At 41.2% G+C, this 24586-nt stretch carries 16 protein-coding genes; 7 read left to right on the top strand and 9 right to left on the bottom strand.

What is annotated here, in order from left to right; translation table 11 throughout:
* Nucleotides 1–14: 14 nt before the first annotated feature.
* Complete coding sequence (locus AB6735_RS26870; protein WP_370999279.1) at nucleotides 15–812, top strand: DUF4249 domain-containing protein; 798 nt, start codon at nucleotides 15–17, stop codon at nucleotides 810–812.
* A gap of 81 nt (nucleotides 813–893) precedes the next feature.
* Here the strand turns inward: AB6735_RS26870 and AB6735_RS26865 are convergent, their stop codons facing one another.
* Complete coding sequence (locus tag AB6735_RS26865) at nucleotides 894–2330, bottom strand: N-acetylneuraminate synthase family protein (RefSeq protein WP_370999278.1); 1437 nt, start codon at nucleotides 2328–2330, stop codon at nucleotides 894–896.
* Between the two features lie 378 nt (nucleotides 2331–2708).
* On the opposite strand from AB6735_RS26865, the gene AB6735_RS26860 reads away from it, so the two are divergent.
* Complete coding sequence (locus AB6735_RS26860) at nucleotides 2709–3122, top strand: RNA-binding S4 domain-containing protein (protein ID WP_370999277.1); 414 nt, start codon at nucleotides 2709–2711, stop codon at nucleotides 3120–3122.
* Between the two features lie 160 nt (nucleotides 3123–3282).
* On the opposite strand, the gene AB6735_RS26855 is transcribed toward AB6735_RS26860, so the two are convergent.
* Nucleotides 3283–3762 carry a nucleoside deaminase gene (locus tag AB6735_RS26855; RefSeq protein ID WP_370999276.1) on the bottom strand — a complete coding sequence of 160 codons (480 nt, stop codon included), beginning with the start codon at nucleotides 3760–3762 and terminating at the stop codon, nucleotides 3283–3285.
* A 120-nt stretch (nucleotides 3763–3882) separates the two neighbouring features.
* Nucleotides 3883–4476, bottom strand: coding sequence for an OmpH family outer membrane protein (locus tag AB6735_RS26850; protein ID WP_370999275.1), 594 nt, complete (start codon nucleotides 4474–4476; stop codon nucleotides 3883–3885).
* Nucleotides 4477–4818: 342 nt separating this feature from the next.
* On the opposite strand from AB6735_RS26850, the gene gyrB reads away from it, so the two are divergent.
* On the top strand, nucleotides 4819–6777 hold the full coding sequence (gyrB, locus tag AB6735_RS26845) for a DNA topoisomerase (ATP-hydrolyzing) subunit B (RefSeq protein ID WP_370999274.1): 1959 nt from the start codon (nucleotides 4819–4821) through the stop codon (nucleotides 6775–6777).
* Between the two features lie 124 nt (nucleotides 6778–6901).
* On the opposite strand, the gene AB6735_RS26840 is transcribed toward gyrB, so the two are convergent.
* From AB6735_RS26840 to AB6735_RS26825, 4 genes are all read right to left on the bottom strand, one after another.
* Nucleotides 6902–7810: a glycoside hydrolase family 43 protein gene (locus AB6735_RS26840; protein WP_370999273.1), complete on the bottom strand. Its 909-nt coding sequence runs from the start codon at nucleotides 7808–7810 to the stop codon at nucleotides 6902–6904.
* 69 nt (nucleotides 7811–7879) lie between these two features.
* A complete protein-coding gene (locus tag AB6735_RS26835) occupies nucleotides 7880–8305 on the bottom strand; it encodes an aspartyl protease family protein (protein ID WP_370999272.1) in 426 nt (141 codons plus the stop codon).
* 121 nt (nucleotides 8306–8426) lie between these two features.
* Complete coding sequence (locus AB6735_RS26830) at nucleotides 8427–10688, bottom strand: BamA/TamA family outer membrane protein (protein ID WP_370999271.1); 2262 nt, start codon at nucleotides 10686–10688, stop codon at nucleotides 8427–8429.
* Between the two features lie 4 nt (nucleotides 10689–10692).
* Nucleotides 10693–15900 (bottom strand): translocation/assembly module TamB domain-containing protein, encoded by a 5208-nt coding sequence (locus AB6735_RS26825; RefSeq protein ID WP_370999270.1) that lies wholly within the window; start codon nucleotides 15898–15900, stop codon nucleotides 10693–10695.
* Between the two features lie 237 nt (nucleotides 15901–16137).
* Between AB6735_RS26825 and dnaE the strand changes: the two genes are divergently transcribed.
* The 4 genes from dnaE (at nucleotide 16138) to AB6735_RS26805 (ending at nucleotide 22346) form a co-directional block, all read left to right on the top strand.
* The gene (dnaE, locus tag AB6735_RS26820) at nucleotides 16138–19722 is read left to right on the top strand and encodes a DNA polymerase III subunit alpha (protein WP_370999269.1); all 3585 of its coding nucleotides are present in this window, start codon (nucleotides 16138–16140) and stop codon (nucleotides 19720–19722) included.
* A 579-nt stretch (nucleotides 19723–20301) separates the two neighbouring features.
* Nucleotides 20302–20598, top strand: coding sequence for a hypothetical protein (locus tag AB6735_RS26815; RefSeq protein ID WP_370999268.1), 297 nt, complete (start codon nucleotides 20302–20304; stop codon nucleotides 20596–20598).
* A gap of 396 nt (nucleotides 20599–20994) precedes the next feature.
* Nucleotides 20995–21315 (top strand): thioredoxin, encoded by a 321-nt coding sequence (gene trxA, locus AB6735_RS26810; RefSeq protein WP_370999267.1) that lies wholly within the window; start codon nucleotides 20995–20997, stop codon nucleotides 21313–21315.
* 110 nt (nucleotides 21316–21425) lie between these two features.
* On the top strand, nucleotides 21426–22346 hold the full coding sequence (locus tag AB6735_RS26805; protein WP_370999266.1) for a DUF58 domain-containing protein: 921 nt from the start codon (nucleotides 21426–21428) through the stop codon (nucleotides 22344–22346).
* A gap of 95 nt (nucleotides 22347–22441) precedes the next feature.
* Here AB6735_RS26805 and AB6735_RS26800 read toward each other — a convergent pair whose 3' ends face one another.
* Both AB6735_RS26800 and AB6735_RS26795 read right to left on the bottom strand, forming a co-directional pair.
* A complete protein-coding gene (locus AB6735_RS26800; protein ID WP_370999265.1) occupies nucleotides 22442–23764 on the bottom strand; it encodes a sensor histidine kinase in 1323 nt (440 codons plus the stop codon).
* A gap of 12 nt (nucleotides 23765–23776) precedes the next feature.
* Complete coding sequence (locus tag AB6735_RS26795) at nucleotides 23777–24454, bottom strand: response regulator transcription factor (protein WP_370999264.1); 678 nt, start codon at nucleotides 24452–24454, stop codon at nucleotides 23777–23779.
* Nucleotides 24455–24586 lie beyond the last annotated feature (132 nt).

Raw genomic sequence — 24586 nt, 5'->3', positions numbered from 1 at the left:
TTAAATATAATCATATGAAAACTCCCCTATTTTATTTGATGTTATCCCTTACCCTGCTGACCATTTCATCCTGTGATAAAGTGATTGATGTACGGTTAGACAATGATTCAGACAAACTGGTGATTGAAGGGAATATTACTAATGTTTCAGGTACTCAAACCATAAAGCTGAATACCAATGTTGCCTTTTCAAATACAAATACCTATCCTTCGGTAACGGGGGCGCAGGTGAAGGTGAATGATCAGTATGCTAATGTTTACGCGTTTCAGGAAAGCTCACCCGGTATTTACACCATACCCAAAATGGCAGGAATTACAGGAGGTGTTTATAAATTAAGTGTAACAACTAAAGGTAAAACCTATGAGGCCAATTCCAAAATACCTGTGCAGGTGGCTTTAGATAATGTGAGGGCTTTTAAAGATAATTTTAGCACTGATGAAAACAAGAAAAAGATAACGGTTTATTATACCGACCCCAAAGGCTTGGGCAATCAATACAATTTTTTACTGTATGTTAATGATGTACAGGTTAAACGCGTTTTCGCTAATAATGATGACTTTACAGATGGCAATAAAGTAGCTTTTGATTTAGCGCAGGACGATATAAGTATATATGCCGGAGATAAAGTAACCGTTGAAATGCAGAGTGTTGATAAAACTATGTATACCTACTGGTATACTTTAATGCAACAAGGTTTTAAAGGTCCGATTGGCGGGGTAACGCCATCAAATCCACCTAATAATATTACCCCGGAAGTATTAGGGTATTTTAGCGCCCATACCACCCAAACTAAAACTATTACGGTGAAGTAAAATAAGAGATCTTTACAAGGATAATCCCGTATACTTCTACTTTTAGTGCATGAAAGTAAAAGTATACGGGATTACTATTAATTAGGCCGTTGGCTTCTCTTTATATTCATCACTTATATTTACCCGCAGGCGTTTCATGGGGGCCAGCTCAGATTCGTAAACCCTCTTCTCACCATCACCCAAAGCGGTTTCTATATCGCGGATATCACGTACCAGGCGTTGCAAGCCTTGTGGCTCAACAGAAGCAGCATGATCAGATCCCCACATCGCACGATCGAGCGTGAAATGACGTTCTACAAAGGTGGCGCCCAGCGTAACGGCTGCTACGGTAGTGGCCAGCCCGGTTTCGTGGCCGGAATAACCAATCGGGATACCTGGATATTTGGCTTCCAGTGTTTGTATCATTTTCAGGTTAAGTTCCTGCAGCGGACATGGATAAGCCGAGGTAGAGTGCGCGATGAACAATGGATAATTTTCATCAAATGCCATAATATAATTCATGGTAGCCTCTATCTCTTTGATGGTTGACATACCGGTCGACAGCATTAGCGGTTTACCGGTTTCCAGGATGCGCTGTATCAGTGCGAAATCAGTTAATGATGCCGAGGCCAGTTTATACATAACGGTATCAAACTGTTCCATAAAATCAACTGATGGCACATCCCAGGCAGATACGAACCAATCGATACCCAGTTTTTTGCAATATTGATCTATCGTGGCGTATTCGGCGATGCCAAACTCTGTTTTACGCTTATAATCAATGTAAGTGATACGGCCCCATGGGGTATCGCGCATAATTTCCCACTGATCTTTAGGTACACAGATCTCCGGCGTACGTTTCTGAAATTTAACGGCATCGGCTTTAGCGGCCACAGCTTCGTCAATCAGTTTTTTGGCTGTTTCCAACGATCCGTTGTGGTTAATGCCAATTTCTGCAATGATATAGCTTGGCTGGCCTTTGCCTATCACCCGGCCATTATTTAAGGTAATAGTACCGTTAAGGCTACTGGCCGAAAACGTATTGCTTTTAGTATCGATGATTAGTTCGGCAAATTCGCGGAAGCAGCCTTCACCGCCGTTTAGTGTGCAAATAACATCCGCCTGATTTTTGATGCGGGGTAAGGCATCTGCAGGGCATGCGGTTAAGCCGGCCAGCCTCATTACTTCCAGATCATTATGATCATCGCCTATGTAGGCTATTTCTTCGGGCTTTAAGGCCAAGCGGTCGCATATCTCTTTAAAAACAATCACTTTGTCTTTTATACCTAAATGCAACTCTGTTATTTGTAGTTTTTCGGCTCTTTTAGCTATTGATGGTGATAATTCACCGGTGATGATACTGGTTTGTACACCCGCATATTTGCGTAAACGTTCAACACCCATGCCGTCGCGCATGTTAAATTTTTTCAGATCCTCACCATTGCTGCCGTAATAAACTCCGGCATCTGTTAATACGCCATCGCAATCGGTTATCAGTAATTTGATACCGGCCGCTTTTTGTTTTAAAATTTCATTCATCGGGTTTGTGAATTAAATTGCCAATCGGCATAAGCCTTTCGCAAAATCCATTTTTTAGGTTGTGACCTTCAGGGGTCTTTTATTTTATATAAGTAATATTTTCCTTTACAAACCGGGCAAACCGGATTTATTGTAATTGATTAAATGTAAGGCAGCAGCTTTTACATAATGCGAAGTTTAGATTATGAAATTATTAAGTAATGGCCTGTAAATTAACCCTGTATTTACAAGGTAGGTTTTAGAGTAAGGATATACGGAATAAGGATATAAAGAATAAGGCTTTTTCTTTACTTCCTAAGTCCTTGTTCTTTGCTCCTTATGTCTTTGCTCTAAATAATTGAATGGTATTTCTTAATTTTGGAGTTCGACTTTTTACCCATGCCCGAAAAAGAAAAACTGAGGATAGATAAATACCTGTGGGCCATCAGGCTTTTTAAAACACGTACCCTGGCATCTGATGCCTGCAAGGCAGGGCGCGTAAAACTGGATGGCAAAAACATTAAGCCCTCCTATGAAGTGAAAATTGGCGATACTTACCAGGTAGCTAAAGGAATTGAACGTAAAGTAGTACGGGTAACAGGCTTGCTCGAAAACCGCGTGGATGCCAAAACCGCGGTGAATTTTTATGAAGATATAACTCCAGTGGAACAAACGCAGGCCTTCAAATCCATGTTTCACGCCCCAATATTAAAACGGGACAGGGGTACGGGCCGCCCTACCAAACGCGACCGCCGCGAAATTGACGATCTGAGGGATGATTATTTTGACAAGAAGGAAGAAGGGAGCGAATAGGGTGGCATTTTCTAAAGAATAAAAACAAGGTATCATGGTAAACCTGTCGAACCATGGTAGGCAGGCCTCTGCGCACGAGTCTTCGACGGAGCTCAGACTGACAGGCCCTTCTTATATATTCTTTCCTGAGCGTAGCAAAGGATGACAAGCCTGTTTGTTTTTAATAGTCTGTTTTATTTTCGGTTGTTTCCCAAAGCTTAAAGGCTGTCATGGCCTCATCGCGAAGTAATTGTACAAAAGGTAATTTGCGTTCTGCCATCGGGGTTTCCAGTTCATTATAAATAAAATGATCGTCAAAGCCAATAGCTGCAGCATCGGCCTTGGTATTAGCATAATAAACTTTATCAATACGCGCCCAGTAAATAGCGCCCAGGCACATAGGGCAGGGCTCGCAGCTGGTATATATTTCACAGCCCGACAGATCATAAGTTTCCAACTCCTGGCAGGCCAGGCGTATCACCGAAACTTCGGCGTGAGCAGTTGGGTCATTGGTAGGTACCACACGGTTGGCGCTGCGGGCCACAATCATTCCATCCTTTACTATAACGGCGCCAAAAGGGCCGCCGGTGCCCTGCTTTACATTATATTCAGATAGTTCAATAGCTATCTGCATAAACTTTTCGTGAACCGTATTTTGCATATAATTCTAAATTAAAAAAACCTCAGCCGAAGTTGAGGTTTTTAAAGTTAATATTTTATGATTTTTTGAAGGCGATCTCATCTGCATATTTGCACATCTGAGATCTGCACATCCGAAAACTTACTTCTTGTCTTTGGCGTAAGCTTCGTTCAGGCGTTTTACTACATCAGCAGTAACATCTAATGATGGATCGCCATATAGTACGGTAGGGTTGGCCTTTGAATAGGTTAACACCAGTTTGTATCCTTTTTCTTTGGCATAAGCTTTTGTAAAATCAGCTATCTTATCATATAGCTTAGCGTTTTCGGTGGCCTGCGCATTCTGAAACTCTGCATTGGCATTTTGCTGATAACCTTGTAATTCCTGCTGTTTACGTTGCAGGCGCTGTTCTGTAGCCTGGCGCTGATCGGCAGGAAGAGTAGCTGCATTTTTTTGGTACTCTGCAACCTCACGCTGAAAAGCCTGACCTTTAGCCTGCAGATCGCCTTGTGAAGATTTACCTTTATCCTCCAGGCGTTTTGACATATCTTTAAAATAGTCGTATTTGTTAAGCAAGCTATCTGAATTTACATATACGATAGATTCTTTAACCTCTGCTGGTGCGGTTGTAGCAGCAGGTTTGTCGGCAGTTTTATTTTGATTGCAGGCGGCTATGCTCCCGGCAATTAATATCCCTAATGTGAACTTTGTTAATGTTGAAGCCGTAGTTTTCATTTAATTAATTGATTTTTTCGTGTTTATTAGCTGGCGGTCGTTAAAATTTACGCCTTTATTTATTTTTATCAAACTCCTTTGTGCAATTATAACGTTTTGTGCAGCTGCATACGAAGGTTTATCTTTTTTAAGTAAAATTTTGACAAAGATAATCTTTCATTACAAGTATCCTAATTTGATTGTCTGAATCAGAATTTAAGAATTTTGACGGATCAATTTTGTTAATTCTTTAATTCTGCAAATTCTGATTCTGACAGTATTCCACACAGCGTTTTTTATCAACAACTAATCGTTAATCTCGTGTTAATTTCGTACTTTTGAAGGTTGTTGTACTAAATAAATATGAGCGAAGAAAATCAGGACAAATCCAATTATTCAGCAGATAATATACAGGTATTAGAAGGTTTAGAGGCGGTACGTAAACGTCCCTCTATGTATATTGGTGATACAGGCGTTAAAGGTCTGCACCATTTAGTATATGAAGTTGTCGATAACTCCATTGACGAGGCCCTTGCCGGTTACTGCGATACTATAAATGTTACTATACATAAAGGAAATTCCATTACCGTTGTTGATAATGGCCGGGGGATACCTACCGGCATCAATACTAAAGAAGGTAAATCGGCACTGGAAATAGTAATGACGGTTTTACACGCCGGTGGTAAATTTGACAAGGATACCTATAAAGTATCCGGCGGTTTGCACGGTGTGGGTGTAAGTTGCGTAAACGCGCTTTCCATCCACATGAAAACACTGGTTTACCGTGAAGGCAAAATATTTACCCAGGAGTATGAAAAAGGTAAACCGCTTTTTGAGGTTAAAGAAATTGGTGTATCAGACCATACAGGTACTACCCAAACTTTTCAGCCCGATCCGGAAATATTCCAGTTCACTACCGAATACAAATACGAAACGCTTGCCGGCCGCTTACGCGAACTGGCATTCTTAAATAAAGGTATCCGTCTTACTTTAACTGATGAACGTTTCCCTAACGAGGATGGTTCTTTCCCTTCGGAAGAATTTTACTCAGAAGGTGGCTTACGCGAGTTTGTTAAGTTTTTAGACACAACCCGGGTGTCTATCATTCCTGATCCTATTTACCTGGATGGTATAAAAAATGGCATCCCGGTTGAACTGGCTTTTCAGTATAATGATACCTACTCCGAGAATGTATTCTCCTATGTAAATAACATTAACACTATTGAGGGTGGTACGCACGTTGCCGGTTTCCGCCGGGGATTAACCCGTACGCTGAAAGCTTATGCCGATAAATCGGGCTTGTTGAAAAACATGAAGATCGAAATTACCGGCGATGACTTCCGGGAGGGCCTAACCGCGGTAGTATCGGTAAAAGTTCAGGAGCCACAGTTTGAAGGACAAACCAAGACCAAGTTGGGTAACAACGAGGTAATGGGTGCCGTGGATATGGCAGTGGGCGAAATTTTAGGTAACTTCCTGGAAGAAAACCCAAAAGAAGCCCGGTTGATTGTTAATAAAGTGATACTGGCCGCTACTGCCCGTGCAGCTGCCCGCAAGGCCCGCGAACTGGTACAACGCAAGAGCGTGATGACCGGATCTGGTTTACCAGGTAAACTATCTGATTGTGCTAATAACGACCCTTCACTTTGCGAATTATACCTGGTGGAAGGTGACTCGGCGGGTGGTACCGCCAAACAAGGCCGCGACCGCGAATACCAGGCTATTTTACCTTTACGTGGTAAGATCCTGAACGTGGAGAAAGCCATGGAGCACAAGATATACGAGAACGAGGAGATCAAAAATATGTTTACCGGTCTTGGTGTAAGCCGCGGTACACCTGAGGATGATAAAGCGCTAAACATGTCTAAACTACGTTATCATAAGATCATTATCATGACGGATGCCGACGTGGATGGTTCGCACATTACTACGCTGATCCTTACCTTCTTTTTCCGTTATATGAAAGAGCTGGTTGAAGCCGGTTATGTTTACATCGCTTCGCCGCCATTATACCAGGTTAAAAAAGGCAAAGAAGCAGAGTATTGCTGGAACGATGCGCAACGCGATGCCGCTATACAGCGCCTTAAAGGTGCCGGTAAAGAGGAGAGTGTACAAGTACAACGTTATAAAGGTTTGGGTGAAATGAATGATATCCAACTTTGGGATACCACCATGAATCCGGCAACCCGCACACTGAAACGCGCTACCATTGAAAATGCCGCCGAATGCGACCATACCTTCAGTATGCTGATGGGTGATGAGGTAGCACCACGCCGCGAATTTATTGAGCGCAATGCCAAATACGCCAAAATAGATACATAGACTATTAATTCCTGATGATATACAGATTAAACCCTGCTTTAGCAAAGCGGGGTTTTTTGTGTTTTTTAAGTTTGTATGTAACAAATACTAAGCTGTTAACAGCTTTATACCCGCGATCATATATTTAATTTTCATTTACCCTTGCTACACCTTCAGATGTCATTATTATTCGTTTTATAGTGTCATCGGCGTTGTAGTATAAGTAGTCGATACAAACAGAGCGCCTGTGGCTTCCACCACCTGGCAGTGCGCCGTTATGGTAAAAGAAATAAGTTTTTCCTTTAAAATCAATAATGGCAGGTCGCTTTGTTTCACAATTGCCGGCTATTTCGCTCAGTATCCCTTTAAATTCCCAGGGGCCGTTGATATTCCAGCTCCTCGCATAAGCAACTTTTTCTGGTGAGCCATAACCATAAGAAAAGTAATACCATTGATTTTTTTTGTGCAAATGTGCTCCTTCCATAAATTTTGGCAGTAAGAAAGTTTGGATGGGGCCATCAAGCTCAATCATGTTTTTCTTCAATTTTACATAATAACAAGTTATGCTACCCCAAAACAGGTAAGCCTGGCCATCGTCGTCAATTAAAACAGTGGGGTCCATGTTGGCTTTATTATTATCTGTCGGTGGGATCATATTCTGTGTGATCAGAGCATTTCCAAGTGCATCGTAGAATGGCCCCGAAGGATGATCGGCAACTGCTACACCAATTGCTTTTCCCTCAATAGTGACGTGGGTAACGGCTGCATACCAATAAAATTTACCATTCCGGCTGATCACTTTAGAGGCGTAGGCATCACCGCTTGCCCAGGCAAAGTCTTTAGCTTTTAAAGGAACCGGGTGTTCCAGCCAGTTTACCATATCTGCTGATGAAAAACATAACCAGTCATTCATTACGTAATCATCGATACCTTCAGGAGGTTCGTCATGTCCGGTATATAAATAAACGATATCATTATGCACTAAAACAGTTGGGTCAGCAGTGAATTTATGCCTGATAATTGGGTTTGTGTGGGTTGATTGGACGTCTTTCATACCATTATTAAGCATATTTCATACCGAATAAGTGGAAAACGACATATTTTTGTCGTGAAATTGCTTAAACTATCTGGTTTTCAGCTTTAGCACCTGCTTGCCATAATCAATCACGGCTTTATATTTCATCAATATATCACCACCCAAAACGCCTAATACCTGCGGGTGCCCCATCTGACTGTAAGCTATGTTGATGGTAGAAAGATCAAGCACCGCAACTTCAAAATCAGCGATGGGCATATCTCCTATTAGCATACCGCTGATGACCGCTGTGAATGATTCCATGGTATTGGTACCTAAACCGGTGGAGAGCCTGTCGCTGGTCAACACGGCCATAGTTTCATTCGCTTCGAAAAGTGCTGTGCGGTCAAATGCTGTTTTAGAAGCCCCGGTATCCAATACTACAGTAAAAGCTTTGCCAAATAAATTAACCTCCAACAGTGGATGAAAGCCGTCGTCATGCAGGTCAATGATCTGTAGAGGGATAGATATCATTTATTTATAATTAATGAATTAGTGAGTTAGTGAATTAGTGATTCTCAAAGCTCAACTGTAAAACGAACAAAAATGAACATTTCATTCAATAATTCACTAACTCACTAATTCAATAATTAAATTAAAATGGGTAACCAATAGCCAGGTTAAATACGCTGTAGCGGAAATTCATGTCCCACTCCTTTTTTCCTGGTCGTGAGTAGGGGTATCTAAGCGGTACGCCCAAATCAGTACGTAATACCAATACAGAAAGGTCAAAACGTAAACCAAAGCCCGCGTCTACAGCCATATCATTTAAAAAGTTTTTGGTGAAAACGGCGCCCGGTTGTAAGCCATTGGAGTTTTTTAGCCATATATTACCGGCATCCATAAACAAGGCCCCATATACTATGCTAAACAGCTTGGGCCGGTATTCGATGTTAGCTTCAATTTTGATATCACCCGATTGATCAGGGAAAAAGTTACCAGCCGCCACCTTAACAGCATAGGAACCTGGACCAATAGTTCGTGCCTGAAAACCACGCAGACTGTTAGGACCGCCTATGAAAAATTGCTGGCTGTATGGTAGCTGCGTTGAGTTGCCATAAGGCAGGCCAACACCCACCAATAACCTGCTGGCAAACTTGCTGTTGGGACCTGTTTTATGGAAAAACCTGATCTCGTTCTCTATTTTAACGTACTGGTTAAAGTTGGCGCCGAAAATTTGTTTCGCTTTGCCGTGCACGCTATCAGCTCCGGAAATGATACCATATAGGTTGTTCGATAGACTTACTTTGCCATTGTAGTAAAAAGTGTTGGTACGGGAGTCCTCGGTGGTATTGGTATAAGTATATCCGTAGCTCGGGCCGAAAATAAATTGTTTATCAATAACATGTTTTAAAGCTGGATTGGTATTTTTTGGATTATTAATACTATCCACGTACAACTGTGATATATGTTGAGGATTAACAAAATTGAAATTGAAAATATTCAATTCATGTGAGCGATGGACGGATTCCTTCCATTGATATCCAAAAGAAGCATTAAAGGAATTTAGCCGGTACAGCTTTTGACGATCAACCAATGTGTATCCCAACGTTAAATTAGTATGGGGAATGTAGGCATTATCGGCCTTAGGATAAAAAGGACTTATAAAACGCGGCCACGACAGGGTTGTTTGAATACCCGCCTGGTATACATTAAAGCCGTTATTGTTACCACCAAATTGCACATCGGTGCTACCAAACAGGGTTACCTTTAGTGCCTCGCCACTTTTAAACGCGTTTCGGTTAAGCCAGTTAATATTTACCTGTGTACCGGTATAATTGGCCGATGTAGTACGGCCCAATAATTCGAGTTGTAATGATTTCTTTTTATAGGGTGTTAAAAAATAGTACACATCCAGCTTGGGTGAATCTGTAACATCTTCAAACCGGTTTTTTACAAACTTGTACGGCCCAAGATTAACAAAACGGTTTAAGGAATTATTATGATCGGTACGGTTATATACTTCGCCGGGACGCAGTAAAACGGTATTGGCAAAAATATAGCTGTTCACTGTTTTTCTTTTTTCAACAATGTTGTACCAGCGATATTTTTGTGCTTTATCCAGATTTAAGGAAGTATCACGCAGGGAGTAGCTTGGGTATACATATATGTTATTAATCGTATAAATTTCTTGCGCTCTCTCTGAAATATCGCGTTTAATGGCTACAAAAATATCAACCTGGTGACCAGTTATGGTACTATCAACCCGCATGATCAGGTTTTCGGGGGCGAAGAAATAAAAACCCTCTTCCTTTAGTTTGGCATCAATGCGTATACGTTCATTTTTAATAATATCCAGATTATAGTTGTTCCCCGGTTTCAAGAGCGTTTGCGCGGCTGTTCCGGCCACGGCTGTATCGATACTTTCACTACCTGTTGGGAAGATTACCTTTCGTATTTTGTAGGCCGGGCCGGTTAGCACGGTGTATACAGCTTTAGCCGTTTTTTTCTTGCCAACGGTATCTCCGTTAACCTGGGCCTGAAAATAACTCTCATTCTGCAGCCTGTTTTGTAATATATCGCTATTATTCTCCAGGTTAACAGAACTTACCAGAACGGGGGGTTCGCCAAATTTGGTATTGAGCCAATGAGCAAGGCCCTTGGTTTTTTTTGTACGGGTTTTATTATATATCCAAAGCTTAACCCTTAAACCCAATATAGCACTATTGGGTTTGGGCCGCAGTAGGGTTTGCAGCTCTTCGGTTAGTGCTTTGGCATCACTTTTTTTAATATCCTTATCCTGAATTTTTACTTCGCCGCCGGTATACAATTTCTGACCCGAAGCCAGGTATTTGGTATTGCTGCAGGCGTTCAACAAAACAGTAAATATGAGTATATATCTAAAGTGCTTGATCATAAGCTTAATTTGAGGTAGTTGTTTGTTTTTTCTTTTCCTGCTCTTTCTGTTCCTCAGCTTTTGCCGCGTCGTTAGCTTTATTAGTGGCCTCGTCCTGTGCTTTTTTCTTGTCTTTTTCCTGCTGCAAATATTTGCGGCGCATTTCGCGTTCCTGAGCCGTACGTTTGCGGAATATTTCTCTGAAACGATTATAATCCACGGTGAGCGTGAACCCTAAACCTGTTTCAATGATTTGTCCTTGAAATACAATAAACTCATCGCGACGGTATGCACGCAGCGTATAGCGCCCATCCTTACTCAGCTTATAATTCGCGGATACGTCGCCCGCAATATTGGTTGCTTTTTGGCCTTCCTGATTACCTTCCAGGTTAAAGTTATTACCAACGGTTACCGTAAGCCTGTCGTTCAGAAACCGTTTGGACAATCCAACATTCAGGTCCGTTCGGTTAGTGGCCGTTCCTGTAGAATAGTCTTCACCCGATGTTAAACCGAAGTTCAGATCTACACCTTCAATAAGATCACCCGCCAGTCTGTTTAGCTGATCGCTTAGCAGGCTGCTTACACTATTACGCACAAGACCTTCGGCCGAAAAACCTGCCCCCTGGCTTTGCAATGGATTATCACCTATAAAATGTCCTAACACTAATACACCAAGTACTTGCTTGTTCATTTCATTAGGGTCTTGCCGTACCTGGGCTAAACGCGTATTAATGTTGGCAATTACATCACTTTGTACGTTATAGGAGCTATCAGGCAGTACAATATCAAAGCTGATATCAGGAGTAAGCAGTTGGTTTTTAAGGCTCAGGTTTACATTAAAGGGTAGTTTTTGCTTGTATAGACCAGTGCTCTCAGTACTTTGCTTTTCAACCAGATCAATAGGGGGAACGTTGGCCACATAAATCGCCGTTAAATTGATATTGGCGCTGGTTGGGTCACCGGTCCAAACAATAGTACTGCCTTTTTTAAAGTTAAACTTACGTTTTACAGTAGCATAGGATAATTCATAAGAACCCGAATTTACTTCATAGGTTCCTGTGAGATTGATCTTTCCGCTTGGATCTATAGCTGCATTTAAGCTTGCTTCACCTTTTAAGTGCACCACATCACCATTGTTTTCATCTATAACAACGGTAAAGGCAGCATTTTTATTTACATTGATGGTTGCCGATACATCCAGACCCTTCACATTTGATTTTTTCAATGAATCAAGCTGCCTGGCCAGTAATATGGAATCTAATTTAGGTGCGTTCTGATCAATAAATTCTACCACACCTTTCCGGTCCTCCACGCTCGGATCAGTAGTCGGCAGCACTATTGTCATATCTGTTTTTTCGTTTACTGTCAGGTTGGCATCCACAACCGGTTTATCCATATTTCCCCTCACTTTAATACGGGTATCCAGGAACAATTTTCCATAATACAATTTGTTATCATCCTGGGTAGAGTTCATTGCCCTGAAATTACGGGCGTTGATATCTAAGCCAAAAGCAAAATCGGTATACGTTTTGGTGAAAATGCTGCCACTGACAACGGCTTTGTTGTTCGTAGAATCAACTAAGGTGAAATTATTAAAACGGATGCCTTCGTCGTTAAAAGTGATGCTTTCCTGCGGCATGCGGAAGTACGAATTGAGCATGGCCACATTAAAGCCAACTTTATTAAAGTTAATATCTCCACGCACTGCCGGTGCTGTGGTGGTGCCGGCTATTTTGAGCTGACCGATTATGTTACCCGATGAATTGCGCAGGCTGCCAAAGCTAAAGCCCTCAATGCTTTTCATATTGAGGTTTACGATATTCAGGTTCATATCAAAGCGGCTTTCGGGGTTGGTATAGTAAGTGCCGTTCAGATCAACCTGGTTACCTTTACCCGTAATACTCATGCTGGCGGCATAAGCGTTCTCGGTTTGGTTATTTACTTTAAGGGCTATATTACCCACTGTATCGCCCTTGAAATTAAAGTCTTTAACATCAATGGCCGCTGTAAATAAGGGGGATTTCTGGAAATTACTGATCTCGGCCTTACCATCAATTACGCCGCCAACCAGCAAAGAATCCTGCTTGGCTATTTTGGTCAAAGCTTCGATCCTGAAATTATTGAAGTTAACAGTAACAGGCGCATTAAACTCTTGCGGGTTGCTGTTTACGCTGAGTATTTGATTGGTGTTTGAAATAGTAAAATTATGTGCCAATATTCCTTTAGGGCCATATTGCAGGTAATTGTCGGGACTAACGGACCAGGGTAAATAATCGAGCAGCAGACCATCCTGTGCAAAACTGAACTGGTATTGATTTGGCAAAACGCTGAATATCCCGGCAAGGCGGTACCGGTCTTTTTTGGTCGCGTCACGTACTTCCAAACTCACGTTAAGCTTATTATCCTGTGCCTTGCCCGATATACTGGTGTATAGCAGATCCAAGGATGAGCCTACTTTTATTTCGTCAGCAGCTAAATTGTAGTTCAGCGCATTGTTGTTGGTATTAATGTCAAGCTTGACATTGTTAACCGTATTGGTGCCATAAATAACCTTTGGTATAGAACCTTTAACCACTAATTCGCCCGACTCACTGTTAAAACTACCATTCAGCAGGACAGGATCAAGCTGTTTCAGATCGGGCGCAAATTGGGTAAGCAGCGGCGTTTTAACCAGGCGCGCGTCAAATACAAACTGTTGCGGCGAGGAGTGAGTGGTAAGTGGTGAGTGTTGAGTAGCTGGTTGTGGGTTGTGGGTTATGTGTTCAGTTTTTCCACCTTTCACTTTTACCCTTTCACCTTTGGCCTTTTCACTTGCCAAGGTTGTATTGAAATATTTATTGATCACATCCTGCAGGGCATCGGCTATCTGGGTTAGCTTGTATTTCCCGGCCATGTGAGCTGTCATAATGGGAGTTTTTAAACGCAGGGTACTGCTATCGGCATTAGCGGTTGATTTAAGGCTTACGGTATCCAGCTGTATACGCTGGCCTTTATTAACCACTAACAGATCAGTTGCCAGTATATCCGCGTTCAGGTAATCGGGATCGGCGGTTGGTACATTGGCTACCATTTTGCCATGAAAACGCATACCGTCCTTTACAAAATTCAACTTTTGCAGGTTAATGCTATCAACCAATAAAGTTCCGTTAACCGATGGGTATTTGCGGTTCAAATAAGCTTTGGCATCCAGATTGAAATTAATGTTAGGATCCTTCATGCGGGCAATGGCCGTGTAATTGCCATTTTCAGAGCTGCCTTTCAACACCAGGTTTTGATAGGTATAACCCTTTACATAAGCTTTAGTAAGGTTACCGTTAAACTGTATGCTGGCTTTTTTCGGATCGAGACTTACACCTTTTAGGTTGGCATCCATCGTTATTTTACCAACCATTTGCGGCTGTTTGGTTAAAGCGCCAACATTCAGATCATTGGCCTTGATTTTGGCCGTATAAATTTCTTTGCCTTTATGCTCACCATTTTTCATAGTCGCAACCAGGTCAACCGAGCCATAGCTGGAGCGCAGGCCCATTTTAGTATCAAAGTTGGTCATGCCACCTTTAAATGTACCTTTCAGGTTCATTTTTTCGGGGATGCTTACGTTAGGAGGGATGCTGCCTGCCGGGGCCAGTTTGGCAATATCCATGCTGCTGGTGGTAAAGTCGGCTATGTTAACATCAAAATAGGCTTTATTCACATTGGGTAAACCTTTCATTTTGGCTGATGCCTTAATATGGGTACTGCCTAAGCCGCTTACCTCCATGCTGGGGATATCCAGATTATTCACCTGGCCTTTAACTTTACCGTTTATTTTGAAAACCGTGCCCGGAGAACTTTTAAAAGGTTCCATGGTAGCCATGGTCGGCATCAGGAGCAGCACATCTTTTAAACCTAAACGGCTGCCATCTAAATTAGCATTGACGCCCAGAGCGCCGATGTTTTTGGTGATAGCATCAATAGAAGGATAGCGCACCTGTACCGATTTCTGAAGAATGGTTTGCGGAGTCTCCAGCAGCAGATCATTCATGTAAGCATTGGTTGGTCCATAAAAGAAAGTGGTATGGAACTTATTGATCTTTAACTCGCTTTTTTCACTAAAAGAAAAAGAATTGATCTTGCCAGAGATGGTATCTGGGTTATAAGAGATATTCTCGGCCCCGGCGTTGAGATTCCGGATATCCATGTGTCCAAAATCAAGCCCTTTAGGTATGGCTTTTTGAGCCTCGTTATCAAATTTGATATTATCGTTGGTAAAGTTCACCTTGCCCAAAGTAACGGCCCACCTGGATGTTTGTGGTGACGCTACCAGGGTATCGAGTTTTTTAGCGGCTTTTATAATGACCTTTTGTACCGTTTTGGGTTTAGCAAGGCTCAGGGCCGCCTGGGTATTATTGAGCTCGATACTTTTAATACCCACCTTTTGTTTCTTTAGGTCGATCTTATCCATATTCACCAAAAGCTTGTTCAGATCAACGTTGGCATTCATTTCGCTGCTTTGGTAATCCACTTTTATTTTCGATATGTCAATAACGCCCAAATTCAGATCCATATTTAATGGCGTGGTGGCCGTATCAACAGGAGGAGGGCCGGTCGGCGTTTGGATAATGCGCGCGTTAATATCTGATAGTGTGATCTTTGGTATGGTAAATTTCATTTTATCCATATCAAAATCCTTAATGCGGGTATCAAAATGCCCAAGCAGGAATTTAACGTCGTTACCGGTGATCTTATCTTTGTATTTGATATTAATGCGGTCAAGATTGATCTTATCCAATGAGAACTTCATTGTTGAGGTGGTGTCTTCTGGTTTCACCTCCTTTTTTTGTTCACCCACAAAAGCCTTAATAATGTAATCGAAATTGAAAACACTATCTGCCCCACGGCTTACATTGGCGGTAATGCCCTGCAGATTGATCTCGTTGATCTCTATCTTATTATGAAGTAACTTAAACAGACTGATATCGACCTTTAATTTTTCGCCGGCAATCAAGGTGTCCTTTTTCTGATCTTCAAAATAAACATTTTCTAATACCAGTAGTTTAGGCAGGCCCAGGCTAATGTGGCCTATTTGTACTTTGGTATGAATTTTCCCCTGCAGAAAATTCACCGCTTTATCCTTGGCAAAATTCTGCACAACAGGAACCTGTATCAGAATAACAACAAGCAGCACCAGAAAAATGATACTTGCAATTATCCAGAGTATGGTTTTTAGGGCTATTCGTCCAAACTTTTTCAATTGTATATATTTTTCAAGGGTGGAGATCGTTCACTGTAAAAATAATCAAATAGTCATACTACTAAATGGTTCTTTGATTAGTCCGGTTTAAGTTACAGCTTCATTGGCATAATAACCAAACACCACAACCCATAGATAAAAAAATTATTCGGGCTTAGTTTTTCAACACATGATGCGGCAAAGTTGTTTTATTGATAACTTTGTATTTCTACAGGATTTTGCTGAAAAGGATTCATTATGCCAGATTTTTCTCATTTACACGTACATACCCAATTTTCATTACTTGACGGTGCCGCCGATATAGGAAAACTATATAAAAAAGCGGCAGCTGATGGGATGAAAGCGTTAGCTATAACCGATCATGGTAATATGTTTGGGGTGTTTAAGTTTGTTGCCGAAGCGGGCAAACACAACGTAAAACCTATAGTTGGCTGTGAGTTTTATGTGGTTGAAGACAGACATAAGAAGCAATTTACCAAGGAGAAAAAAGATGTACGCCGCCATCAGCTGATGCTGGCTAAAAACCCCGAAGGTTATAAAAACCTGGTAAAGCTATGCTCCTTAGGCTATATGGAAGGCTTGTACAGTAAATGGCCGCGTATTGATAAAGAGCTAATAGTAAAATACCATAAAGGCCTCATCGCCACTACCTGTTGCATTGGTGCATCGGTACCCCAGGCTATATTACGGGAAACACCCGAAAAGGCTGAAGAAGAATTTAGATGGTGGCTTGACCTGTTTGGTGAGGATTTTTATATCGAGCTGCAACGCCATGAAATTCCAGAGCAAACTACTATTAATAATGTGCTGCTTACTTATGCCAAGAAGTATAATGTAAAGGTGATATGCTCCAATGATTCGCACTATGTGGATCAGCAGGATTCCAACGCTCACGATATTTTGCTGTGTGTAAATACCGGCGATATGCAAAGTACGCCAATTGCTACTGACGAGGAAGGTGGTAAGGGTTACCGTTTCGGTTTTCCGAATGATCAGTTTTACTTTAAAACGCAGGCAGAAATGGGTAGCCTGTTCTCTGACGTCCCTGAATCACTGGATAATACCAATGAAATAGTTGATAAGGTAGAGGTGTTGAAGTTAAAACGGGATATCCTATTGCCAAACTTCGTGATCCCCGATGAGTTTAAGATCCATAATACGCCCGATGCTGATACGCTTAACCAATGGGAGTATTTAAAGCATTTAACATTTACCGGCGCTAAGGAGCGCTATAAAGATATTTCGCCCGAGGTAGAGGAGCGTATCAACTTTGAGTTGTTCACAATCCGTACCATGGGTTTTGCCGGATACTTTTTAATCGTAGCCGACTTTATTAGGCATGGCCGCGATATCGGCGTATTTATTGGGCCGGGCCGTGGTTCGGCCGCGGGCTCGGTGGTGGCTTACTGTACCGGGATCACCAATATCGACCCGATGAAGTATAACCTCCTGTTCGAAAGGTTCCTGAATCCGGATCGTAAGTCGATGCCCGATATTGATACCGACTTTGATGATGCAGGCCGCCAAAAAGTGATCGATTATGTGGTTGATAAATATGGTAAAAATCAAGTAGCCCAGATCATTACCTATGGTTCTATGGCTGCCCGCACCAGTATACAGGATGTGGGTCGTGTATTGGACATGCCGCTGCCCGAAATGGCTGCACTGAAAAAGCTAGTTCCTGATACATTAGGCATTACGCTTAAAGAAGCCATTGAACAGGTACCCGAGCTGAAAGAAATTGTAAAAGGGAACGATTTGCGTGGACAGGTACTGCGCGAGGCCGAAAAATTGGAAGGCTCGGTACGGAATACAGGTGTGCACGCCGCGGGTATTATCATTGCGCCTTATGACTTAACGGATATTGTCCCGGTAGCTACGGCCAAAGACTCTGATCTGTTGGTGACCCAGTATGATGGGCGTGTAATTGAGGATGCCGGCGTTATCAAGATGGATTTTCTGGGCCTGAAAACCCTGACCATTATTAAGGATGCGCTGCGGATGATCAAGCAAAATCATGGCCGGGAGATAGATATTGATTATATACCGCTTGACGATGTTAAAACATATGAGCTTTATCAGCGTGGTGATACCAACGGTACGTTCCAGTTTGAAAGCGACGGTATGCAAATGTATCTGCGCGATCTGAAGCCGGATAAATTTGAAGACTTGATTGCCATGAACGCCCTTTACCGTCCAGGGCCGATAGAGTATATCCCTAACTTTATTAAGCGTAAGCACGGACAGGAACCTATCGTATTCGACCTTCCGGATATGGAGGAGTATTTGGGAGAAACTTATGGTATTACCGTATACCAGGAACAGGTGATGCTTTTATCGCAAAAGTTAGCAGGCTTTAGTAAAGGTGATGCCGACGTACTGCGTAAGGCCATGGGTAAAAAGCAAATTGAGGTTTTGAACAAAATGGAGGCCCAGTTTATGGATGGAGCCATGGCCAAAGGTCACCCCAAAGATAAGCTCACCAAAATATGGACTGATTGGAAGGCTTTTGCACAATACGCGTTCAATAAATCGCACTCCACCTGTTACGCTTTTGTGGCCTATCAAACTGCTTATTTAAAGGCGCATTACCCATCTGAATATATGGCCGCGGTTTTAAATAACCAGAACAATATAGAGAAGATCACCTTTTTTATGGAGGAGTGCCGCCGGATGAATCTTGAGGTTTTGGGGCCGGACATCAATGAATCGGACATGTCATTCGCTGTAAATAAAAAAGGACATATTCGTTTCGGGTTAACTGGAGTTAAAGGCGTTGGTGATAAAGCGGTTGAAAGTATCATTGAAGAGCGCGAGGCCAATGGCCCGTATGAAACTTTATATGATTTTGCACGCAGGTCAAATACCAGGAGTGTAAACCGTAAATCATACGAGAATTTGGTTTATGGCGGGGCTTTTGATGGCTTTGGTGTAAACAGGTCCCAATTTTTTGCAAAAACAGATGTGGGTGTTTTAACCGGTGTGGAACGGTTGATCAAATACGCCAATGATTATCAGAACGTACAAAGCAGTTCACAATCATCATTATTTGGTGGCTCGGTAGCCTCGTATGTGCCTGAACCTGCCATGCCCGAAGCCGAAGAATGGCCGCTGATAGAGAAACTGAAATACGAAAAGATGGTGATCGGTATATATTTAACCGGGCACCCGCTTGATAATTATAAAATTGAGCTGGAGCGGTTCTGCAACAGTACCATCAGTGATCTGAAGCTTGTGCAAAAAGCTCGTACAGGCGAGGGCGGCGAAGAGATCATGAGTGCATTTAACGAGCTGCGAAAACGGGGCGAGATACGCATTGGCGGCCTGGTGGGTAATGTACAGCATAAGATGACTAAAACCGGTAAGCCTTTCGGCACTTTTGTTCTGGAAGATTATAACGAATCGTACGAATTTGCCCTGTTTGGCGAGGATTATGTGAAGTTCCGTAACCTGATGATGGATGGGTACTTTTTGCATATCAAGGGTAACATCGAAGAAAAATTCAGGCAAAAAGATAACTGGGACCTGCGTATACAGGTAATGAGCCTGCTATCGGAAATGCGCGATAAAATGACCAAATCATTAACCGTATGCCTGGATGTGCATAGCCTGAACAGTAAGCTGCTGGATGATATTCAGCAAGCCATTATGGTAAATAACGAAAAATACCCCGTGCAAAACTGTAAGCTGCGCTTTTTGATCAAAGACAGGGAAGAAGCGCTACAGGTTGAGCTGGCCTCCAAATTATTCAAGGTAAATCCCAGCGATGATCTGATGGCTGATATTTTTAATTTAACCAATATACAACCAGTGCTGAATTAAATCGTCTTAAAACCAACTTGTCATCCTGAGTTATAAAATCCGCTGGATTCTGAAGGTGAAATGACGGATCCGGCGCTGATGCCAGATTTACGAAGTTCCAAAAACTTCGTAAGTCTTTACTCAATTTACTAAACACGTCATGGGTAACGCTGTGAAGGATCTGTTTAGCCCGTTGTTTGGTCCTCACCATAGGTGTTCGGAAGAATAAATTGTGACATCACATTTTATAAAGTATCTGAAACAAGCTTGCCCCGTTAGGAGCTACCTGTTTATAGCACCGCATCGCCCTCTTTTATGCCTCGTAGAGGCTACCCTTATACAATTACCTGCTCATTTAGGGTTGCACCTACGGAGCAAAAAGATATTTTGTCTTGTATTTCTACAAACAGGTAGCTCCTAACGGAGCATATCGACAATAAAATGCAATAGGTCTATTTACCCTTTAATCTTCCGAACACCTATAGTGTTATCACCGACCACAGGCTAAGATCAGCATGATATGGTTATTGTAGTTGAGGTTTATGCTGGTTGTAATATCGTATATAACTTATAATTGCAATAAGTGGTGTAATTATAACTATGTTAAATATTCCCAAAGATATAAAGGCAGTGCAGCCGGTTGCGCACTTTATACTTGGTGATAACCCGTATAAGGATATCCAAAATGCGGCAGCCGATAACAGCACATCAAGTAAAAGACTGAGTAAAGTAATTGCCCAAAGTGGTAGATTGATTTGGTCATTTATCCTGCGTGATGAGAACTTCCATTGCAATATGGGGGATGTAAGTATCAGAATTAAGGGAATGATAAAAACTAACATCATAATTGGTTTACATTCATTAATACTAATAGTTATAAAAAGTAACCCTGCTTAGTAAGCCACTTTTCCTCTGAATTATTTGATTTTTATAATTTCTGACTAAATAATTCAAACAGTCAATTATTAAACAAAATGTTGATAACTTGGCTTAGTTAATGATCGGTAATACTTTGCATCTACCATCATAAAGTGGGTTTACACTTATTAGCTTGAAATTTTATTAATTAGTTGATTTTCAGTAAAGTAAGTGAATTTTAACCATGAAATGTGTAAACCATGTAAACCCACTTTTGGGGCTTTAGCCGAACTTATTTTTAAAACTTTACGAAGGGATAGTTGTGGTGGATGTTTAAATTTATATTAATATAATTGTCACATTGTCAGGTTGTAGTTGTGGCAAGCTATTTGAATAGTATATATTTGTAATACAAAAATTTAAAAAATAGAAATCATGGCTTTAGAAATAACTGATGCGAACTTTGACGAACTTGTGCTGAAATCAGACAAACCCGTACTTATTGACTTTTGGGCAGAATGGTGTGGCCCTTGTAGAATGGTAGGTCCGGTTGTTGAAGATATTGCAAAAGAATACGCTGGCAAAGCCGTTGTTGGTAAAGTTGATGTGGACAACAATCCAGGTATATCAATGAAATACGGAATCCGTAATATCCCTGCCTTATTATTCTTTAAAAATGGCGAAATCGTTGATAAACAAATTGGCGCTGTTCCAAAATCAGTTTTAACCGACAAATTGGTTAAGCAATTAGCATAATAACAAAAGGCAAAAAATTAAGTTTATTGATAGCTTAATTCACCATATTTATTACCTTAAAAAAGCGTTACCTATTTGGTGACGCTTTTTTTATACCCTATATTAGCCCTATGTCCCGGTTAAATGATGATCAGCAAATAAGGCAACTGGCCAATCTGGAGCTGCTGGCCCGCCAGGTGGTGGAAGGGTTTATAACCGGCCTGCACCAGAGTCCTTTTCATGGCTTTTCTGTTGAGTTTGCCGAACATCGCTTGTACAATAATGGTGAATCGGTAAAAAATATCGACTGGAAGCTGCTGGCCCGCACCGAAAAATTGTTTGTAAAGCAGTTTGAGGAAGAAACCAATCTGCGTTGTTATTTATTGCTGGACACCTCATCGTCCATGAATTTCCCCGAAAAAGGGTTGAATAAGCTGCAGTTTTCTGTTTATGCAGTAGCCTCATTAATGTATCTGTTTAAAAAACAGCGCGATGCATTTGGCTTATGCCTGTTTTCGGATAAAATTGATTGGCTGAGTGCCGCCAAATCAACCAGTACTCATTTATTCTATTTGTATGCTGAGCTCGAAAAAATGTATAACACTCCAAAGGTAAATACGGTTACCGATATTACTGGCGTACTGCACCATATTGCGCAGGAGATACACCAGCGTTCTATGGTGGTTATCTTTAGCGATATGCTGGAGAATAATCTCAATACCGAAAAGTTACAAGCATTATTTGCGGCCATACAACACTTAAAGTTTAATAAGCACGAAGTGGTTATATTCAATGTCCACGATAAGCAAAAAGAACTCGATTTTGATTTTGATAACCGGCCTCATCATTTTATTGATATGGAAAGTGGCGCCGAAGTAAAAGTACATCCCGGTAAAATACGCGATGCTTACCAAAAATCTTTAGCGGCATACCGGCATGAGCTGGAGCTTAAATGTGCGCAGTATCATATCGACCTGATTGATGCCAATATACAGGAAGGCTATCAGAACATATTGAAAACTTACCTGGTGAAACGGAATAAGATGATATAAAAAAGGCTATTCTTAAATAAAAATAGCCTCTTAATAGGGGTAACACTTACTAAAACTGTTCAAAGTAATAAAGTTTGAATGAAGATTTAGTGAAGTTAAGTGAGGTGGTCAAATATTAGCTTTACAGCAGTTCCCTTATTTTTTACGGAGTTTATTTTAATCTTAATGTTATGGAACGCAGTAATACTTTTTACTATAGCGAGACCCAAACCATAGCTTTCCTTTTCGTCAGTATCAAATTTCTCAAAGCGGTTAAAAGCATTATCAATTTGTTTTTGCTCCATGCCCGCGCCGGTGTCGGCAATGGTAATCGCATAAATGTCATCGGTAAGGTCATCACTAATAGTTATGCTGCCTTTAAGATTGTTGTATTTTATAGAATTGTTGATGATGTTGAACAGTAACGTATGCATAAGCGGGCGGTTACCTTGTATCGAATAAATGTATTTGAGGTGATTGGTAAATGTTAAGTGTTTTTCCTCTATACGATCTTCTAACTCTTCGTGTATTTCTTTAATCACTTCGGCTATCATCACCATATCGCCTTTGTCAAACTGATTGTTTTCTACCTTTGATATGAGCAACAGGCTGTTGATAATTGATTTTAGGCGGTTGAGTGTTTTCAGTGAAGCATGCATCTTATTTTCACTGCCTTCGCTTAAATTATCATGCAGTAATATATTCTCAAGCCTCGAACTGATGATGGAAATAGGAGTAAGTAATTCGTGCGACACGTTGGCTATGAATTGCTTTTCCAGTATAAAAAGATTGGAGATCTTTTTCATTAATGAACTTATACTGTCATCAAGTAATTCAAAATCCTGAGTGGTGGTTTTAATTTTTTCGTAATCAAAATTCATAGGATCGTTCACCTTGATCAGCTTTCGGTCAATGATTTTATAAAATGGAGCAAGTAAAAATTTGGTGAATACCAGGTCGCTAATGAGGGTAAGTACCAAGGCAATAAACAATACCAGCAAGGTAAACTTTTTGATGATGGATTTTAATTCCTCAACAGATTCAATCGTTTCGCCTATTTGAAGCAGATAAGTATATCCGTTAAAATTAAACCGATTAGATAATATACGATAGGTTTCCATATTTTTATCAACCTTCTTCGCCTCGGTAGTAAATATTACTCTGGTGTTAGTATTGGGCTGATATTTGACAGGGGTTATCGTAATAAACTCCTCCTTTAATATATTATAGTCGGTATATACTTTTTGTGCGGCTAAAAAACTGTTGATCTCCTTGGAAGAAAGGCTTCTTAATGTTGCTTCCTTCTTTTCCTCTAAACGTACCTCAATATGATTGTAGGATATTTTTTCTATTGATAGCAGGATAAGCAGGCCCGTAAATAAAATGATGGACACTTTGGTTAACGTATTGTATAGTGCCAGCTTTACCTGAAGTTTCATTTGGCGGGATATTTAAATATTAATGCGGTAACCAATGCTTCTTACGGTTTCAAACCAGTCGATAGGGATGTATTGCGATAGTTTTTTACGGAGGTTTTTAACATGCACGTCTACAAAGTTGGAGTCGGAATTGATCTCCAGTACATCGCCCCAAACATGCTCAGTAAGGTTAGTGCGCGATATTACCCGGTTTTTATTCAGCACCAGATAATTGAATATCTCAAACTCTTTTTTAGTCAGGTTAATGCGCTCTTCATTATACATCACCGTACGGTTCTGAATATTAACGCGTAATCCCTTGATATTAATATCATTACTCTCCAGGCGGTGTTTGCGACGCGTTATAGCGTGCATACGGGCCAAGAGTTCGCTCAGGGAGAATGGCTTTGCCAGGTAGTCGTCGGCGCCTTGTTCCAGGCCCATTACGCGGTCGTCAACAGCTCCGCGCGCGGTGAGTATAATAACGGCATCCTCGCGCTTTTCAAGGCCTTTTAGCATTTTTAGCAGGCCAAAGCCATCTCCATCGGGTAAACCAAGATCAAGTAATATAAAATCATAGTTGTTTACAAATATCTTTTCCTCTGCCGATTTCTTAGTGCGTGCGTGTTCAACCGTAAAGCCTTCATGACTTAAAAACTCATCTACTTCAAGGGCCAAACCCTTTTCGTCTTCAACAATTAATACATTCATACGCCTGCAATTTACAAAAGATATAAGAATCAAGGTGAATTTCGGATTTCGGATGCAGGGCTGACGCATTAGGAATTTGATTTAGCGATTAATGAAAGTAGAAATTTGTGGTTCCAACCGGCCATTTTCCTT

The sequence above is a fragment of the Mucilaginibacter sp. RCC_168 genome (genome assembly GCF_041355315.1).
Classification (GTDB): Bacteria; Bacteroidota; Bacteroidia; order Sphingobacteriales; family Sphingobacteriaceae; genus Mucilaginibacter.
Note: the sequence above shows the minus strand (reverse complement) of the source record. Positions and strands in the feature narration are given on the sequence as shown.

Coding starts and splice junctions, on each gene's coding strand:
- AB6735_RS26865 (WP_370999278.1), bottom strand. CDS start 2,330: ATGAATGAAATTTTAAAACAAAAAGCGGCCGGTATCAAATTACTGATA.
- AB6735_RS26855 (WP_370999276.1), bottom strand. CDS start 3,762: ATGCAAAATACGGTTCACGAAAAGTTTATGCAGATAGCTATTGAACTA.
- AB6735_RS26860 (WP_370999277.1), top strand. CDS start 2,709: ATGCCCGAAAAAGAAAAACTGAGGATAGATAAATACCTGTGGGCCATC.
- gyrB (WP_370999274.1), top strand. CDS start 4,819: ATGAGCGAAGAAAATCAGGACAAATCCAATTATTCAGCAGATAATATA.
- AB6735_RS26800 (WP_370999265.1), bottom strand. CDS start 23,764: ATGAAACTTCAGGTAAAGCTGGCACTATACAATACGTTAACCAAAGTG.
- trxA (WP_370999267.1), top strand. CDS start 20,995: ATGGCTTTAGAAATAACTGATGCGAACTTTGACGAACTTGTGCTGAAA.
- AB6735_RS26805 (WP_370999266.1), top strand. CDS start 21,426: ATGTCCCGGTTAAATGATGATCAGCAAATAAGGCAACTGGCCAATCTG.
- AB6735_RS26815 (WP_370999268.1), top strand. CDS start 20,302: ATGTTAAATATTCCCAAAGATATAAAGGCAGTGCAGCCGGTTGCGCAC.
- AB6735_RS26835 (WP_370999272.1), bottom strand. CDS start 8,305: ATGATATCTATCCCTCTACAGATCATTGACCTGCATGACGACGGCTTT.
- AB6735_RS26840 (WP_370999273.1), bottom strand. CDS start 7,810: ATGAAAGACGTCCAATCAACCCACACAAACCCAATTATCAGGCATAAA.
- AB6735_RS26830 (WP_370999271.1), bottom strand. CDS start 10,688: ATGATCAAGCACTTTAGATATATACTCATATTTACTGTTTTGTTGAAC.
- dnaE (WP_370999269.1), top strand. CDS start 16,138: ATGCCAGATTTTTCTCATTTACACGTACATACCCAATTTTCATTACTT.
- AB6735_RS26795 (WP_370999264.1), bottom strand. CDS start 24,454: ATGAATGTATTAATTGTTGAAGACGAAAAGGGTTTGGCCCTTGAAGTA.
- AB6735_RS26850 (WP_370999275.1), bottom strand. CDS start 4,476: ATGAAAACTACGGCTTCAACATTAACAAAGTTCACATTAGGGATATTA.
- AB6735_RS26870 (WP_370999279.1), top strand. CDS start 15: ATGAAAACTCCCCTATTTTATTTGATGTTATCCCTTACCCTGCTGACC.